A 15,051-nucleotide genomic window follows, 5' to 3' on the forward strand; every position below is an offset into this window, starting at 1 on the left:
TTGCGCAAGTCTCCCCGTTTGCTACGACCGTCCTGTTACAGGGAGACGGTCATGAGCCTCGACGGACGCTACGACGCGGACAACATCTTCGCCAAGATCATCCGGGGCGAGATCCCCAGCGTGAAGGTGTTCGAGGACGACAAGGTCCTGGCCTTCATGGACGTCTTCCCGCAAGCGCGCGGCCACGCCCTGGTGATCTCCAAGGTCAGCCAGGCCCGCAACCTGCTCGAGGTCGAGCCCGAGGTGCTGGCCGACCTGGCCGCCGCGACCCAGAAGCTGACCCGCGCGGTGGTTGCCGCCTTGAAGCCCGACGGCGTGGTCGTCACTCAGTTCAACGGCGCGCCGGCCGGCCAGACGATCTTCCACCTGCACTTCCACGTCATTCCGCGTTTCGAAGGCGAGGGTCTCGGCCGTCATGGCGAGGGCATGGCCGATGTCGAGGAACTGAAGGTCCTGGCGGCGAAGATCTCGGCGGCGCTCTGACGATCAGGTTTCGATTGCGAGGCGCAGGCAGGCGACGTTAGGTTGTGGGTGTCGAGGGGCCGGCTTTGCGTCTTCATCCCGTTACCCAACTGATGTTGCTGGCCGCGATAATGATCTTCGCGGGCGAGGCGCTGTGGCTGTACGGCCTGGGCCGGTTCGCCCTGACCGCCGACGCCGGCGTGCTGCAACTGCCGATGCTCGACCGCCTGGCGATCTTCGCTGGCGGCGAGGGGGCGGCCGTCAAGCGGTTGGCCTACGGCGTCGGCGCGCTGGTCTCGGCCTTCTGGATCGAGGCGCTGGCGCGCGTCCTGGCACATCTGCGGCAACGGAATCACGCAAGGGCAGGGGCCTAAGACATGTCCGATCCCAGTCTATCGGCCGGCGATCAGGTCGCGGAAGTCTCGCGCCGCTCCTGGACGCGATTGAAGGGGCTGCATCCGGTGACGCGCCTGGCGATCGCCGCGGGGCTGATCCACCTGGTCGGCGAGCTGCTGTCGGCGATCTCGGTCGTCCAGCGCAACGTCAGCGCCGGCTATTCGTGGGACGGCATCCCGCTGGAGAGCCTGGCGGGGGTGCTGACCTCGCTGGGCTACTCGCTCAGCTTCTTCGCCACGGCGGCGACGGTGGAGTTCCTGTTCCGCATCTGGGGCGAGGTCGTCCTGATCCGCCAGGCGCGCGAGGCCCAAAAGCCCGGCTAAGGCGCCAACTTGATCGAGGCGGTGGAGATGGTCATCAACACGGCCATCCCGCCCATGATCGCCCAAACGAAAAGGGCCCGGATCGCTCCGGACCCTTCGCTGGTCTTCTGGAAGCCTTACTCGGCCAGGGCCGGTTCGGCTTCGTCGGTCTTGCTGGCCTTCGGATCGGGCGTGCTTTCGATCGAGAACTCGATCTTTCCGTTCTCCAGCACGACCTTGACGTGGCCACCGCGGACCAGGCGTCCGAACAGGATGTCGTCGGCCAGGGGCTTCTTGATGTGCTCCTGGATGACGCGAGCCAGGGGGCGCGCGCCATAGAGCTCGTCGAAGCCGTTCTTGGCCAGCCAGTCGGCGGCGTCGTCGGAGAGCTCGATCGTGATGTTGCGGTCGGCCAGTTGGGCCTCCAGCTGCATGACGAACTTCTGCACGACCTGACGGATGATCTCCGGCGTCAGCGGCTTGAAGGCCACGACGGCGTCCAGGCGGTTGCGGAACTCCGGCGTGAACAGGCGCTTGAGGGCGGCCTCTTCCTCGCCGTCGACCTTCGAGCGGCCGAAGCCGATCGAGTTGCGCTGGGCGTCGGACGCGCCCGCATTGGTGGTCATGATCAGGACCACGTTGCGGAAGTCGACCTTCTTGCCGTTGCTGTCGGTCAGGGTGCCGTTGTCCATCACCTGCAGCAGGATGTTGTAGACATCCCCGTGCGCCTTCTCGATTTCGTCGAGCAGGACGACGGCGTGCGGGTGCTGGTCGACCGCGTCGGTCAGCTGACCGCCCTGGTCGAAGCCGACATAGCCGGGAGGAGCGCCGATCAGGCGGCTCACGGTATGGCGCTCCATGTATTCCGACATGTCGAAGCGCAGCATCTCGATGCCCAGAGTCTGGGCCAGCTGCTTGGCGGCCTCGGTCTTGCCGACGCCGGTCGGGCCGCTGAACAGGTACGAGCCGATCGGCTTGTTCGGTTCACGCAAGCCCGCGCGGGCCAGCTTCATGGCCGACGACAGCTGGGTCAGGGCCTCTTCCTGGCCGAACACCGCGCGCTTCAGATCGGTCTCGAGTTCCTTGAGGGCCTCGGTGTCCGACTTGCTGACCGACTTCGGCGGGATACGGGCGATCTTGGCGACGACCGTCTCGATCTCCTTGACGCCGATGGTCTTCTTGCGGCGGCTCTCCGGCAGCAGCATCTGGCTGGCGCCCGCCTCGTCGATCACGTCGATCGCCTTGTCGGGCAGCTTGCGGTCGGTGATGTACTTGGCCGACAGCTCCACCGCGACCTTCAGGGCCTCGGCGGTATATTTCAGCTTGTGGAAGTCCTCGTAGTAGGTCTTCAGGCCCTTGAGGATCTTGATCGTGTCCTCGACCGTCGGCTCGTTCACGTCGATCTTCTGGAAGCGACGGACCAGGGCCCGATCCTTCTCGAAGTGCTGACGGAACTCCTTGTAGGTCGTCGAGCCCATGCAGCGCAGGGTGCCCGAGGCCAAGGCCGGCTTCAGCAGGTTGGAGGCGTCCATCGCCCCGCCGCTGGTCGCGCCGGCGCCGATGACGGTGTGGATCTCGTCGATGAACAGCACCGCGTTGGGGTGGCTCTCGAGTTCCTTGACCACCTGCTTGACGCGTTCCTCGAAGTCGCCGCGATAGCGGGTGCCGGCCAGCAGCGAGCCCATGTCGAGCGAATAGATGGTGGCGCCTTCCAGGACCTCGGGGACCTGGTGGGTGACGATCTTGCGGGCCAGGCCCTCGGCGATGGCGGTCTTGCCGACGCCGGGATCACCCACGAGCAGCGGGTTGTTCTTGGTGCGACGGCACAGGATCTGGATCGCGCGTTCGACTTCGTTCGCGCGGCCGATCAGCGGGTCGACCTTGCCCTGGCGGGCCTTTTCGTTGAGGTCGACGCAATAGGCTTCCAGAGCCTCGCCGCCCGTCTTGGTGTTGGGCTTCTCGCCGTCTTCCTCGGTCTGGTTCGAGCCGGCGCTAGCGCCCTTGACGCTCTTGGCTTCCGAGGCGCCGGCCTTCTTGGCGATGCCGTGGGCGATGAAGTTCACCGCGTCGTACCGCGTCATGTCCTGCTCCTGCAGGAAGTAGGCGGCATGGCTCTCGCGTTCGGAGAAAATGGCGACGAGCACGTTGGCGCCGGTCACTTCCTCGCGACCGGACGACTGGACGTGGATCACCGCGCGCTGGATCACGCGCTGGAAGCCGGCTGTCGGCTTGGCGTCCTCGTCGTCGTCCACGACCAGCGAGGACAGTTCGACGTCGAGATAGTTCGAGAGGCTCTTCTTCAGCGCGGCGAGGTCCACGTCGCACGCCCGCATAACGCCGGCGGCGTCCTCGTCATCGGTGAGGGAAAGCAGAAGGTGCTCAAGCGTCGCGTACTCGTGCTTTCGCTGGTTGGCGTAGGCGACGGCGCGATGCAGGGACTCTTCCAGGGGGCGCGAAAAAGAGGGCAACGGGGGAGGCTCCTCAGTCCTTTTCCATGGTGCACTGCAGGGGGTGCTGATGGCGTCGCGCCGAGTCTATGACCTGGGCGACCTTGGTTTCTGCGACTTCGTAAGTGTACACGCCGCACACGCCCACACCGTTCTGGTGGACATGCAACATAATGCGCGTCGCATCTTCGCGCGACTTGTTGAAGAACCGTTCGAGAACATAGACGACGAATTCCATCGGAGTGTAGTCGTCGTTAAGAATCAGAACTCGATAAAGCGAGGGCTTTTGTGTCTTCGGCTTCACTTCCGTGACGACCGACGACCCAGCACCGTTGCCTTGTCCGCCTTGCTTCCGCTCGGCCATCGACTTGTTCTCTCCTGGCGAGCAAATCACCCGCCTGCCTGAATTAGATATGGGAACGCGGCGGCATTGGAAGAGGCCGATGCGCCGCTGCGCCGCTTTAGCACAGGGGCGCCTCGGAAATCGGCTTCACATTTGGGAGAGCGAAGACCGCGCGCGAACGGTTCCGTGGGCGAGAGGCCCAAATGGTTAGCGACAAGCGGTCGCGCAAGAGGGGGAATAGGTCCGGATCGGGACCATTTCGGCGAATCGCGGGGGCTGACTGAGTCGGAGCGCGTGTTTCTCCCTCCCCTTGTGGAGAGGGTGGCCCGCCTAGCGGGTCGGGTGGGGCTTGATGAGTCAGCTGACCCCACCCACCAGCTTCGCTGATCCCCCTCCCCACGAGGGGGGGAATGGCGTCGGCGCCTTGCCTCACTCCGGCAGCGCGTATTCCAGCTCGTACATGTGCTTGCCCTCGACCACCGTGATGATCAGGCGGCCGGTGATGCCCTTCAGCGCGCCCGAGCCGGAGTCCGGCACGATGTCGATGACCATGCTGACGTCCTTGCCGCGCATCGATCCGCGATGGACCAGGGCGAAGCTTCCGGTCTTGCCGTTCAGCGCGCCGACCACCCGTTCGGTGGCGACATAGGCGGCCGAGCCGGGGACTTCCGTGCCGACGGTCAGCATCTCACCCTTGCCGGTGGCGTCCAGGGCGCCGTGATAGACCTTGTCCAGCGAGAACCGGCCCAGGGTCGAGCCTTCGCCCTTGTGCTGCTCGACCGGCTTGGTGCTGACGTCGAAGGGGCCCTTGGCGCTGTGCATGACGGTCTCCGCGAGGGCGGGGGAGGCGATCAGGGCCGCGACGACGGCGGGCATGATGATGCGCAACGCGGACATGGCGACAATCTCCCTCGAATGCCGAGATGAGAACATAACGAGAACTTTTCGTCAACGATCCTGAGGATCAGCGACTTTTCAGCGCCCGTCCGCTGACCACGGCCGCCGCGCCGAACTTGCCGCGCAGGGCGTCGATGGCGGTCTCGTTCTTGAGGGTGCGGCGTTCCTCGTCGGCGAACATGTCGGCGCCGGCCGTTTCGGCGTCGACGAACTCGGTCAGGCCCGCGCCGATCAGGCGGTAGGCGAGACCCTTCGGCTCGGCGGCCAGAAGCTCGCGCGCCACCTGGAACAGGGTGCGGGCCGTCTGGGTCGGCACGGCAAGGGTGCGGCGGCGGGTGTGGATCTTGAAGTCGGGCGTGCGCAGCTTCAGCGTCGCCACGCGGCCGGCGACGCCGTCCTTGCGGGCCTGCTTGGCGACCTTCTCGCAGAGCGGCCAGAGCTCGTCCTCCAGGTCCTCGCGCTTGTGCAGGTCGTCGTTGAAGGTGGTCTCGGACGAGATCGTCTTGCGCGACTGGTCGGGGTCGACCATGCGGCTGTCCTGGCCGTGGGCCAGGCGGTGCAGGCGCATGCCGCCCGCGCCCAGGCGGTTGGCCAGCAGCTTCAGGTCCGAGGCGGCGATGTCGCCGACGGTCTTCAGGCCGATCTCGGCCAGGGACGAGACCGTGGCCGGTCCCACGCCGGGCAGAATGCTGACCGGCTTGCTGGCCAGGAAGGTCTGGGCCTCCGCCGCGCCGATGGCTGAGAAGCCGCGCGGCTTGTCCAGCTCCGAGGCGATCTTGGCCAGGAACTTGTTGGGGGCCAGGCCGATGGAGACGGTCAGGCCGATGTCTTGCTCGATCTCGGCCTGCAGGCGGGCCAGCATCGCCGCCGGCGTCGCGCCATGCAGCCGTTCGGTGCCGGTCAGGTCGATCCAGGCCTCGTCCAGCGACAGCGGCTGGATCAGTGGCGTCAGCTTGTCGAGCTTCTCGTGGATGCGCCGGCTGGCTTCCTTGTACTTGGTGAAGTCGGGCTTGATGACCACGGCGTGCGGGCACAGCTTCAGCGCCTTGTACATCGGCATGGCCGAGCGGGCGCCGCTCATGCGGGCGATGTAGCAGGCGGTGGTTACGACCCCGCGCTTGCCGCCGCCGACGATCACGGCCTTGTCGCGCAAGGACGGGTCATCGCGCTTCTCCACCGATGCGTAGAAGGCGTCGCAGTCGAGGTGGGCGATCGAGAGGGTCCCAAGCTCCTCGTGGAACAGGGTGCGCGGCGAGGCGCAGGACGGACAACGCGCGGCCTTGGCCTCGCCCGTCCACCCGCAGTCGCGGCACAGGGACTTCATGGGAGCCTTCTTACGCCTCCGGCGGCCACAGCCAGACGGCGCCGCGCACGCCGGAGCTGTCACCGTGCTTGGCCTTCTTCACCGGCGTCTCGAACACGTCGGAGAAGACGTTCGGCGCGATGGCGGCCGGCAGGCGCTCGTATAGAGCCTCGACATTCGACATGCCGCCGCCCAGCACGATGACGTCCGGATCGATGATGTCGCAGATCGCGGCCAGGCCTCGGCCCAGGCGGTCGACATAGCGGTCCAGCGCCGCGGCGGCCGAGGCGTCGCCGGACTGGATGGCGTCCATGGTCGCCTGGCCGGTGGGGAAGCCCGCGTCGCGCGAGAAGGCCGGGCCCGCGACCCATTTCTCCATGCAGCCGTTGCGGCCGCACCAGCACGCGGGGCCGGGATACTCCTCGGGCTTGGGCCAGGGCAGGGGCATGTGACCCCACTCGCCGCCGAAACCGTTGTGGCCGTCGATGATCCGGCCATCGACCACGACCCCGCCGCCGCAGCCGGTGCCGATGATGACCGCGAATACGACGCGCGCTCCGGCCCCCGCGCCGTCGGCGGCCTCCGACAGGGCCAGGCAGTTGGCGTCGTTGGCCAGGCGCACGGGCCGGGCCAGGCGCTTCTCCAGATCCTCGCCGAACGGCTGGCCGTTCAGATAGACGCTGTTGGCGTTGCGGATCAGGCCGGTGCGCGGCGAGATCGAGCCGGGGATACCCAGGCCGAGCCGGGCGCAGGTGGCGCCCGCCATGCACTCGGCGTCGGCGACCAGTCCGGCCACGACGTCCAGAGCGGCTTGATACTCGCCGGGATTTGGCTTGCGCACGCGGGCCACGAATTCGCCGGCCGCGTTGAGCGCGGCGACCTCGATCTTGGTGCCGCCGAAATCGACGCCGAAACGGATCATAGGGAGAGGCGCTCCTCGATGGCGGTCTTCAGTCGATGCCACTCATCGATACGGACATGGCGGTCCGGGGCCGAGGGCGCGAACGGGCGCAGGCGCTCGTCGCTGACCATCTGGAACCGTCCGACGGTGGGCGCCTTCTCCGCCACCGATTCCAGCTGCGGCAAAAGATCGTCGATGAAAACGGCCGGACCGGAGGTGCGCGCGGCCAGCTCGGCGGCGGGCGGACCCTTGGGGCCGCTGTTGATGATCAGCGGATAGTCGAAGCCGTGGGTCTTCAACCACTTGATGCGCGCCAGGCGGCCGTGCTCGGGCGCATTGGTCAGGATCACGACGCCGGCTCGGGTCGAAAGGTCGGCCAGGGCGTCGGCCGCGCCGATCGAGGGAATCAGGTCGTCGGCCCCGTCGCGGAAGAAATCGTCGAACAGGGCCTTGCCCGCGATCAGATCGAGGTGTTCGGTTTCACCGGGACGATAGATGTTCTGGAACAGGGCGAAACGATCGACCCTCAGCTCGAAGCCATGCCGTTCGAGGAACGTGCCGAAGCCGCGCATGAACTGGGCCAGCACTTCGTCGACATCGACGATGACCAGCGGCGCGGCGGACGAGATGGCGCAGGCCTGGAGGTCGGACAAACGCGGTTCCATGAGCTGGGATCGTTGGGTCTTAACGCGATTAGCGCGGGCTTAAGGATATTCGTGGCATCTGGTTCTGGAAGGCGGCGCGAATCCCTAGGCGTCGCCACATGACCGTCTGGTCGGGGTAAGGATGACGAAGAAGGTCCTCATCGTGGAGGATAACGAGCTGAACATGAAGCTCTTTCATGATCTGCTCGAGGCCCAGGGTTACGAGACCCTGCAGACCCGCGAGGGTCTGTCGGCGCTGTCTATTGCCCGCGACAACAAGCCCGACCTGATTCTGATGGACATCCAGCTGCCCGAGATCTCGGGCCTGGAAGTGACCAAGTGGCTGAAGGAAGACGACGACCTGGCCCACATCCCGGTGGTGGCCGTGACGGCCTTCGCCATGAAGGGCGATGAAGAGCGCATCCGCGAAGGCGGCTGTGAGGCCTACATCTCCAAGCCGATCTCGGTGGTCCACTTCCTCGACACCATCAAGCGTCTCCTGGACAAGGTCCCCGTCGCATGAGCGCCCGGATCCTCGTCGTCGACGACATCGAGGCCAATGTCCGCTTGCTCGAAGCCAAGCTGACGGCCGAGTACTACGAAGTCACCAGCGCCATGGACGGCCCCACCGCGCTTGCGATGGCCGCCCGTGACCTGCCCGACATCATCCTGCTGGACGTGATGATGCCCGGCATGGACGGCTTCACCGTCTGCCGCAAACTCAAGGAAGACCCGACCACCCGCCACATCCCGGTGGTGCTGATCACGGCCCTCGACGGCCGCGCCGATCGCATCCAGGGCCTGGAATCGGGCGCTTCGGACTTTCTGACCAAGCCCATCGACGACGTCATGCTGTTCGCCCGCGTGCGCAGCCTGACCCGCTTCAAGCTCGTGATCGACGAACTGCGCCAGCGCGAGGCCTCGGGCCGCCGTATGGGCGTGATCGCCGGCGCCGCCGCCCGCCTGGACGGCCTGGGTGGCCGGGTGCTGATCGTCGACGACAACGAACGCCAGGCCCAGCGGGTCGCCACCGAACTGGGCGTCGAGCATCGCCCGGTGATCGAAAGCGATCCCGAGAAGGCCAAGATCAGCGCCGGCGGTCCGGTCGACCTGGTCATCGTCAACGCCGCGGCCAAGAATTTCGACGGCCTGCGCTTCACCGCTTCGCTGCGCTCCGAAGAGCGCTCGCGCCAGCTGCCCGTCCTGGCCATGGTCGATCCCGATGATCGGGGCCGCATGGTCAAGGCGTTGGAGATCGGCGTGAACGACATCCTGTCGCGCCCGATCGACCCGCAGGAACTGTCGGCCCGCGTCAAGACTCAGATCCAGCGCAAGCGCTACACCGACTATCTGCGCAATAACCTCGATCACAGCCTGGAACTGGCCGTCACCGACCAGCTGACGGGCCTGCACAATCGCCGCTACATGACCGGCCAGCTGGACTCGCTGGTCAAGCGCGCGACCCTGGGCGGCGACCCGGTCTCGGCCCTGCTGATCGACATCGATTTCTTCAAGAAGATCAACGACACCTTCGGCCACGACATCGGCGACGAGGTGCTGCGCGAGTTCGCCCTGCGCCTGGCCTCCAACGTCCGGGCCATCGACCTGCCTTGCCGCTACGGCGGCGAGGAGTTCGTGGTGATCATGCCCGACACCGCCCTGGGCGACGCGCTGCGCATCGCCGAGCGGATCCGCAACCACGTCTCGGGCTCGCCCTTCAAGGTGGCTCAGGGCAAGGAACTGCTGACGGTGACCATCTCGATCGGCGTCTCCGCGACGATCGGCGAAGGCGACACCCCCGAAGCTCTGCTGAAGCGGGCCGACGAGGGGGTCTACCAGGCCAAGGCCTCCGGCCGGAACGCGGTGGTCGGCAAGGCGGCTTAGGGCTGTTGCTGCGTCCTCGCCCTTCGACAAGCTCAGGGTGAGGACTAATTCCAGGTCGGATCAGTAGGAAACCTCACCCTGAGCCTGTCGAAGGGCGAGGTTGCCGACGGCTCCGTATTTGTGGATTGGCGAACCCGTTCTCGCCATCGCATCCTCCCTTGAAGAAACCGGTGTCATAGCCGGAAGAGTTCTTTGGGGAGCGCCCGTCCATGTCCGCCAATCGCCGCGCCGTCCTGGCTGTCGCCGGCCTTGGAGCGCTCGCCGCCACGGCCAAGGCCAGCGCTGCCCGGCCCAAATCCTCCACGCCGGCCAAGCCCGTCCTGCGCCTCGATCCGCGTGAGTTCGGCGCGGTTGGTGACGGCGTCGCCAAGGACACCCACGCTGTTCAGACGGCCCTCGACCGCTGCGCCGTGTTCGGCGGTGGCGAGGTGGTGCTGGGCGCCGGGACCTGGCTCGTCGGCGCGATCCGGATCGGCTCCAACACCACGCTGCGGCTGGAGGAGGGCGCGACCCTGCAGGGCTCGCCTGACCTCGCCGACTATCCCGTCGTCCAGGTGCGTTGGGAGGGGCGGTGGGTTCCTGGCTATATCGGCCTGGTCTGGAGCCAGGGCGCGAAGAACGTCGCCCTGGCCGGCAAGGGCGCCATCGTCGCGTCCGACACGATCAAGGGGCGGGTCCAGAAGGAGACCGGCCTGCGCCACCCGGCGCTGCTGGAGTTCGTCGACGTCCAGAACCTGTCCGTCACCGATGTCCGCACCCAGCAGAACGACATGTGGTCGATCCATCCGGTCTATTGCGACGACGTCGTCTTCCGGAATGTGGTCGTCAATGGCCGGGCCGACGGCATCGACGTCGATTCCTGCCGTCGGGTGCTGATCGAACACTGCGAGTTCGACACGGTCGACGACTGCATCTCGCTGAAATCCGGGCGGGGGATGGAGGGCAACCTGATCGCCCGCCCGACCGAAGACGTCGTCATCATCGACTGCACCTTCCGGGACCATCGCTGGGCCTGCATCGGCATCGGCAGCGAGACCTCGGCGGGCGTTCGCCGCGTGCGGGTCGAGCGCTGCAAGATGCTCGCGGCCTACACCTTTGCCGTCTACATCAAGAGCCGGCCGGGGCGCGGGGCGTTCATCGAGGACATCGTCATGCGCGACCTCGAGGTCTCGGGCGCCCGCAACGGCTTCCTGCGCCTGAACTTCCTGGACAGCGGCAAGCAGGACCAATTCCCGGTCGCCGGCTTCGACGGCATCCCGACCGTGCGCAACTTCACCTTCGAGCGGATCAAGGTCACCGACGTCCCGGTGCTGGTCGAGGCGGTGAACATCCACCCCGACAAACCGCTGGACGGCTTTGTCTTCAAGGACATCACCGGCACGGCGGGGAAGGGGATCAGCCTCGCCAACATGAGGAACGTGACCCTCAAGAACGTCGATGTCGCGGTGGCCGAGGGGCCGAAGCTGGCGGTGAACAACGTCACCGGGCGTGGGCTGGAGGGCGCTGCGTCGCTGAAGCCGACCGAACGGCCCGCCGACGTCTTGGCGACACAGCCGCCGTACCGGCTGGGCATGACCAGCGGCAAGCCGAACTAGAGCACCGGCTTACATATCCCCGTCATCCCGCGCTTTATGCGCGGGACCCATTTGTCCGCCGCAGGTGAAGCGCGGGCCTGCGCTCTCACGTGGAAGCTGAACCATGGGTCCCGCGCATAAAGCGCGGGATGACGGGAGTGATGGAGAGATGAGCAGGCCCCCCACATTTCACCGCTGAAACCCTTCCGTCCTTGCACGGATGAAGCGTTCGGGCGAAATCGCTCGGATGAAGAAGATGCTTACCCGCGGCGTCCTCGCCGCCGTCGCCCTGTCGTCCGCGTTTGTCGCCCAAGCGTCCACCGTCGCGGCCCAGACCGTCTCGGCCAAGCCGGATCCGAAGCTGGTCGTGGTCATCTCGATCGACCAGTTCAGCGCCAACCTCTACGCCCAGCACCGGAGCGAGTTCGTCGGCGGTCTGGCCACGCTGAGCAGCGGGATCGTCTATCCGAACGGCTACCAGTCGCACGCCTTCACGGAGACGTGCCCGGGCCACTCGACCCTGCTGACGGGCAAGCATCCCAACAAGACCGGCATCAGCGCCAACGACTGGTTCGACAAGGCGACGGGCAAGACCATCTATTGCCTGGCCGACCCCAGCGTGGTCCTGGCCGACGATCCCAAGGGCCGCGCCGTATCGCCCGTCAACATGGTCGCCACCACCTATGGCGACTGGCTGAAGGCCGTCTCGCCTCAGAGCCGGGTCTACGGCGTCTCGGGCAAGGATCGCGGCGCAATCACCATGTCCGGCCACAACGCCGACGGCCAGTTCTGGTACCAGCCGGGCTTTGGCTTCACGACCTTCGTCCGCGCCGGCCAGACCGCCGAGGAGCGCCTGAAGCCGGTGGCCGCGCTCAACGCCAGGCTGGCGGCGGACCTGAAGAAGCATCCGTTCACCTGGAACTACGCCCCGGCCTCGGCCAAGCGCTGCAAGGCGCTGGAAGCCGACTATGAGACCGGCGGTCGCAAGTGGCGCGCGGCCCTGCCGATCGCGCCCGCGACCAGCGAGGCCGATCAGCGCCGCGACCTCTACGCCAGCCCCTATACCGACCAGGCCACCCTGGAGCTCGCCCAGAGCCTGCGCGAGACCTACGGCCTGGGCGACGGCCCGCAGGTCGACGTCCTGACGGTCAGCCTGTCGGCCACCGACTTCATCGGGCACCGCTGGGGCACGCGCGGTCCGGAGATGTGCGACCAGATCGCCCGCCTGGACGAGCGCCTGGGCGTCTTCCTGAAGAGCCTGGACAAGGTGAAGGGCGGCGTCCTGGTGGTCCTGGCCGCCGATCACGGCGGCGCCGACTTCGCCGAGCGCCTGCACGGCGAGGGCTATGGCAGCGAGCGCCTGATCGGCAAGCCGTGGGTGGCCAAGCTGAACGCCCAGGTCCGCGCCGAGCTGGGCCTGTCGTGGAACCCGCTCTATGCGGACGGCGGCATCGACCAGCTCTACGTCATGGGGCCCGACAACAAGACGCCCTCGATCACCGACCGCGCCCGCATCACCGCCGCCGCCCTGGCCATGATCAACCGCGAGCCGGTGGTGGCCGCCGCCTTCGATTCCAACGTCATCCTGACCCTGGAAGCCGCCCCCGCCGACGCCTCGCCCGAGGAGCTGTCGCTGGCCGAGCGCGTGCGTCGCAGCGTCTATCCCGGCCGGGTCGGCGACATCCTGATCGCCTTCCGTCCCGACCGCGTGCCCTCGACGCCCGGTCCGACCTATGTCTCGACCCACGGCAGCCCGTGGGACTACGACCGCCGCGTGCCGATCCTGTTCTGGTGGAAGGGCGCGAGCCCGCACGAGCGGGTCCTGCCGCTGGACACGGTCGACATCGCCCCGACCATCGCCGCCGCCACGGGCGTCAAGCCGCCGGCCGACGTGGACGGCGTGTGCCGGCCGCTGGTCTATGGACAGGCATGCTAACCGGCCAATTAGGCTCATTTCTTAGGCTTCGAACCACCGACCCTGAATAACCTCCCCTGCGGTGCTCCGTGGGGGAGGTGTCGATGCGTGCGAGAACCAGGACCAAGAAGCTTCCGTTTCCGGCCGGCTGGCTGCTGATGGGGCTTTCGACGTGTGGGGTCTTGTTCTGGTGGGGCGCGCAGGCCGGATCGTCGGATCTGGCCGTGGTCGCCGCCTTCGCCGCGGTTTGCGTCGCTCCGGCCCTGCTGACCGTCACGGTCCTCTGGGGAAGCTTTTCGTTCTTCCGTTGGTTCTGGGGCGGGGCGTTCGACTAAGCAGGCCGACACCGCGCCTGGAATCAAAAACGCCCGGCTATCGCTAGCCGGGCGTTTTCATGTCGTAGCGCGTGAAAGCGATCTTACTTGATCTTGCCTTCGCGGAATTCGACGTGCTTGCGGATGACCGGGTCGTACTTCTTCAGCACCATCTTTTCGGTCTTGGTGCGGGCGTTCTTCTTGGTGACGTAGAAGAAGCCGGTGTCCGCCGTCGAGTTCAGGCGGATCTTGATGGAAGCCGGTTTGGCCATGGTCGAATCCCTGCGGTGGTCGCGCAGGTTCCCGCGCGTTGGAAATAAGAGGCGCGGAACATACTCATCGGCAGCTCAAAGTCAATTGCCGGAGTCACATCCCACTGGGGCACCGTTTGTACGGGAAGTCTGCCGACCGCGCCTGACCGTTGATCTGGCCCTCGATCCGGGCCGCCAAGGTGTCCTTGTCGACCAGCTTGTACAGGATCCGCTGCGGGAAATCGTGGTCCGGAGCCTCGAAGGTCACCGAGCCGGCGGTGATCTCCTTCACCGGGAAGGTCGTTTCGGGCTGGCCCGACGGAATCACCACGTAGCGCAGCCTGCCGTCGTCGCCGGGGACGATGCGCATGAACTCGTAGTCGCGCAGCTTCCCGTCGCGCACCGTGCGACTCATGCCGACCATCGCGCCGCCGGAGGGGGCGAACCACTGCTCGTCGACCTTGGAGCCGTTCGGGCGGGTGAAGGTCCAGCAACCGGCCATGAAGGCCAGCTTGTCGATGTCGGCCGCCGGGGTCGTCGCCAGAGACAAGGCGATAAGTGAGGCGATCATACCAATCTCCGCTCATCCCCGCGAAAGCGGGGACCCAAGCTGACTCGAAACCGCACGGCCAAGCAAACCTTCAGGCTCGGCTTGGTCCCCGCTTTCGCGGGGATGAGCGGATTTCAAAGATGCGTCAGGTGACGCTTGCCATTGAGGAAGCGCATGAAGGGCGCCGGGCGTCCAGTTTCGGCCAGGCGCTGGCCGATCTCGTGCAGCACGAAGCGGGTGATGTTGGGCAGGTCCAGGGCCATGGCCTCCTGGAAGTCGACCCAGGCGATCTCGTCCAGCTCGCCGCAGTCTGGGCGGCGCTCCAGCGACAGCAGCGCCTCGGCCGGGGCCATGAAGAAGCGGGCGTCGAAGCGGCGCGGACGATAGGGCGGAGTGATGGCCCGGGCGACGAAGCTGAGCGGCGCCAGGTCGGGCAGGGCGCCCTGGGCCAGGAACGGCCGCCAGGGCCCCGCAGCGGGGCGCTCAGGGGCTTCCTTGGCCAGCAGCAGGCCCGTCTCCTCGAAGGTCTCGCGCACGGCCGCCAGGGCCAGGGCGCGGGCCAGGCGGGCGGGGCGGGGATGCCGAGCCTCCAGGCCGAGACGGGTGGCCACCTCGGGCGACAGCTCGCTGGCGCTGGGAGCGTCATAGTCGGTGCGGTCGACCCGGCCGCCGGGGAACACCCACTTGTCGGGCATGAAGGCGACGCCGCCGTTCCTGCGGCCCATCAGGAGCCGAGGCTGGGCGCCGTCCGAGCGGACGATGATGACGGTGGCCGCATGCTTGGGCTTCAGCGCCGCGCCGGTCTCGCGCACGGCGCCGTCGTTGATCGTGTCGAATTTCGCGTCGATCGGCGGCAGGCTCATGCGCT

Annotated in this window: 18 protein-coding genes and 1 pseudogene; 8 read left to right on the forward strand and 11 right to left on the reverse strand. The window is 66.8% G+C overall.

The window, feature by feature from the left end; all coding sequences use genetic code 11:
• The first annotated feature begins 51 nt into the window (after window positions 1-51).
• From AC07NN_RS22055 to AC07NN_RS22065, 3 genes are all read left to right on the forward strand, one after another.
• Window positions 52-483, forward strand: coding sequence for an HIT family protein (locus AC07NN_RS22055; RefSeq protein WP_494645811.1), 432 nt, complete (start codon window positions 52-54; stop codon window positions 481-483).
• Window positions 484-548: 65 nt separating this feature from the next.
• Window positions 549-836: a hypothetical protein gene (locus tag AC07NN_RS22060; RefSeq protein WP_494645813.1), complete on the forward strand. Its 288-nt coding sequence runs from the start codon at window positions 549-551 to the stop codon at window positions 834-836.
• 3 nt (window positions 837-839) lie between these two features.
• On the forward strand, window positions 840-1,181 hold the full coding sequence (locus AC07NN_RS22065; RefSeq protein ID WP_494645815.1) for a hypothetical protein: 342 nt from the start codon (window positions 840-842) through the stop codon (window positions 1,179-1,181).
• A gap of 116 nt (window positions 1,182-1,297) precedes the next feature.
• Here the strand turns inward: AC07NN_RS22065 and clpA are convergent, their stop codons facing one another.
• From clpA to AC07NN_RS22100, 7 genes are all read right to left on the reverse strand, one after another.
• A complete protein-coding gene (gene clpA, locus AC07NN_RS22070) occupies window positions 1,298-3,628 on the reverse strand; it encodes an ATP-dependent Clp protease ATP-binding subunit ClpA (RefSeq protein WP_494645817.1) in 2,331 nt (776 codons plus the stop codon).
• Window positions 3,629-3,641: 13 nt separating this feature from the next.
• Window positions 3,642-3,971: an ATP-dependent Clp protease adapter ClpS gene (clpS, locus tag AC07NN_RS22075; protein ID WP_099576690.1), complete on the reverse strand. Its 330-nt coding sequence runs from the start codon at window positions 3,969-3,971 to the stop codon at window positions 3,642-3,644.
• A 26-nt stretch (window positions 3,972-3,997) separates the two neighbouring features.
• Window positions 3,998-4,189: a hypothetical protein gene (locus AC07NN_RS22080; protein WP_494645947.1), complete on the reverse strand. Its 192-nt coding sequence runs from the start codon at window positions 4,187-4,189 to the stop codon at window positions 3,998-4,000.
• A gap of 190 nt (window positions 4,190-4,379) precedes the next feature.
• Window positions 4,380-4,847 carry a DUF3224 domain-containing protein gene (locus AC07NN_RS22085; protein ID WP_494645819.1) on the reverse strand — a complete coding sequence of 156 codons (468 nt, stop codon included), beginning with the start codon at window positions 4,845-4,847 and terminating at the stop codon, window positions 4,380-4,382.
• A gap of 67 nt (window positions 4,848-4,914) precedes the next feature.
• Entirely contained in the window at window positions 4,915-6,171 is a 1,257-nt protein-coding gene (locus AC07NN_RS22090) for a DNA polymerase IV (RefSeq protein ID WP_494645821.1), read from the reverse strand.
• 10 nt (window positions 6,172-6,181) lie between these two features.
• A complete protein-coding gene (locus AC07NN_RS22095) occupies window positions 6,182-7,072 on the reverse strand; it encodes an ROK family protein (RefSeq protein ID WP_494645823.1) in 891 nt (296 codons plus the stop codon).
• A complete protein-coding gene (locus tag AC07NN_RS22100; RefSeq protein WP_494645825.1) occupies window positions 7,069-7,716 on the reverse strand; it encodes a hypothetical protein in 648 nt (215 codons plus the stop codon). The genes AC07NN_RS22095 and AC07NN_RS22100 overlap by 4 nt, the downstream gene beginning before the upstream one ends.
• 121 nt (window positions 7,717-7,837) lie before the next feature.
• Here AC07NN_RS22100 and divK point away from each other — a divergent pair, with 121 nt between their 5' ends.
• The 3 genes from divK to AC07NN_RS22115 all read left to right on the forward strand — a co-directional run bounded on the left by divK (window position 7,838) and on the right by AC07NN_RS22115 (window position 11,174).
• Window positions 7,838-8,218 (forward strand): cell-cycle response regulator DivK, encoded by a 381-nt coding sequence (gene divK / locus AC07NN_RS22105; RefSeq protein WP_494615784.1) that lies wholly within the window; start codon window positions 7,838-7,840, stop codon window positions 8,216-8,218.
• A complete protein-coding gene (locus AC07NN_RS22110; RefSeq protein WP_494645827.1) occupies window positions 8,215-9,579 on the forward strand; it encodes a PleD family two-component system response regulator in 1,365 nt (454 codons plus the stop codon). The genes divK and AC07NN_RS22110 overlap by 4 nt, the downstream gene beginning before the upstream one ends.
• A gap of 209 nt (window positions 9,580-9,788) precedes the next feature.
• On the forward strand, window positions 9,789-11,174 hold the full coding sequence (locus AC07NN_RS22115; protein ID WP_494645829.1) for a glycoside hydrolase family 28 protein: 1,386 nt from the start codon (window positions 9,789-9,791) through the stop codon (window positions 11,172-11,174).
• A gap of 12 nt (window positions 11,175-11,186) precedes the next feature.
• Here the strand turns inward: AC07NN_RS22115 and AC07NN_RS22120 are convergent.
• A pseudogene (locus AC07NN_RS22120) lies at window positions 11,187-11,279 on the reverse strand (hypothetical protein); the annotation flags it as partial.
• A gap of 130 nt (window positions 11,280-11,409) precedes the next feature.
• Here AC07NN_RS22120 and phoY point away from each other — a divergent pair.
• Together phoY and AC07NN_RS22130 are read left to right on the forward strand one after the other, a co-directional pair.
• Complete coding sequence (gene phoY, locus AC07NN_RS22125; RefSeq protein ID WP_494645949.1) at window positions 11,410-13,089, forward strand: alkaline phosphatase PhoY; 1,680 nt, start codon at window positions 11,410-11,412, stop codon at window positions 13,087-13,089.
• 83 nt (window positions 13,090-13,172) lie between these two features.
• On the forward strand, window positions 13,173-13,403 hold the full coding sequence (locus tag AC07NN_RS22130) for a hypothetical protein (protein WP_494645831.1): 231 nt from the start codon (window positions 13,173-13,175) through the stop codon (window positions 13,401-13,403).
• An 83-nt stretch (window positions 13,404-13,486) separates the two neighbouring features.
• Here the strand turns inward: AC07NN_RS22130 and rpmG are convergent, their stop codons facing one another.
• From rpmG to AC07NN_RS22145, 3 genes are all read right to left on the reverse strand, one after another.
• A complete protein-coding gene (gene rpmG / locus AC07NN_RS22135) occupies window positions 13,487-13,654 on the reverse strand; it encodes a 50S ribosomal protein L33 (protein ID WP_010920317.1) in 168 nt (55 codons plus the stop codon).
• A 94-nt stretch (window positions 13,655-13,748) separates the two neighbouring features.
• Entirely contained in the window at window positions 13,749-14,204 is a 456-nt protein-coding gene (locus AC07NN_RS22140) for a DUF6265 family protein (protein WP_494645833.1), read from the reverse strand.
• Between the two features lie 113 nt (window positions 14,205-14,317).
• Window positions 14,318-15,046, reverse strand: a complete 729-nt coding sequence (locus tag AC07NN_RS22145; protein ID WP_494645835.1) for an NUDIX hydrolase — start codon at window positions 15,044-15,046, stop codon at window positions 14,318-14,320.
• Between the last annotated feature and the right edge of the window lie 5 nt (window positions 15,047-15,051).

It is taken from the genome of Caulobacter sp. GW821-FHT09H08, from assembly GCF_059415885.1.

Coding starts and splice junctions, on each gene's coding strand:
- AC07NN_RS22055 (WP_494645811.1), top strand. CDS start 52: ATGAGCCTCGACGGACGCTACGACGCGGACAACATCTTCGCCAAGATC.
- AC07NN_RS22065 (WP_494645815.1), top strand. CDS start 840: ATGTCCGATCCCAGTCTATCGGCCGGCGATCAGGTCGCGGAAGTCTCG.
- clpS (WP_099576690.1), bottom strand. CDS start 3,971: ATGGCCGAGCGGAAGCAAGGCGGACAAGGCAACGGTGCTGGGTCGTCG.
- AC07NN_RS22085 (WP_494645819.1), bottom strand. CDS start 4,847: ATGTCCGCGTTGCGCATCATCATGCCCGCCGTCGTCGCGGCCCTGATC.
- AC07NN_RS22090 (WP_494645821.1), bottom strand. CDS start 6,171: ATGAAGTCCCTGTGCCGCGACTGCGGGTGGACGGGCGAGGCCAAGGCC.
- AC07NN_RS22095 (WP_494645823.1), bottom strand. CDS start 7,072: ATGATCCGTTTCGGCGTCGATTTCGGCGGCACCAAGATCGAGGTCGCC.
- AC07NN_RS22100 (WP_494645825.1), bottom strand. CDS start 7,716: ATGGAACCGCGTTTGTCCGACCTCCAGGCCTGCGCCATCTCGTCCGCC.
- divK (WP_494615784.1), top strand. CDS start 7,838: ATGACGAAGAAGGTCCTCATCGTGGAGGATAACGAGCTGAACATGAAG.
- AC07NN_RS22110 (WP_494645827.1), top strand. CDS start 8,215: ATGAGCGCCCGGATCCTCGTCGTCGACGACATCGAGGCCAATGTCCGC.
- AC07NN_RS22115 (WP_494645829.1), top strand. CDS start 9,789: ATGTCCGCCAATCGCCGCGCCGTCCTGGCTGTCGCCGGCCTTGGAGCG.
- phoY (WP_494645949.1), top strand. CDS start 11,410: ATGCTTACCCGCGGCGTCCTCGCCGCCGTCGCCCTGTCGTCCGCGTTT.
- AC07NN_RS22130 (WP_494645831.1), top strand. CDS start 13,173: ATGCGTGCGAGAACCAGGACCAAGAAGCTTCCGTTTCCGGCCGGCTGG.
- rpmG (WP_010920317.1), bottom strand. CDS start 13,654: ATGGCCAAACCGGCTTCCATCAAGATCCGCCTGAACTCGACGGCGGAC.
- AC07NN_RS22140 (WP_494645833.1), bottom strand. CDS start 14,204: ATGATCGCCTCACTTATCGCCTTGTCTCTGGCGACGACCCCGGCGGCC.
- AC07NN_RS22145 (WP_494645835.1), bottom strand. CDS start 15,046: ATGAGCCTGCCGCCGATCGACGCGAAATTCGACACGATCAACGACGGC.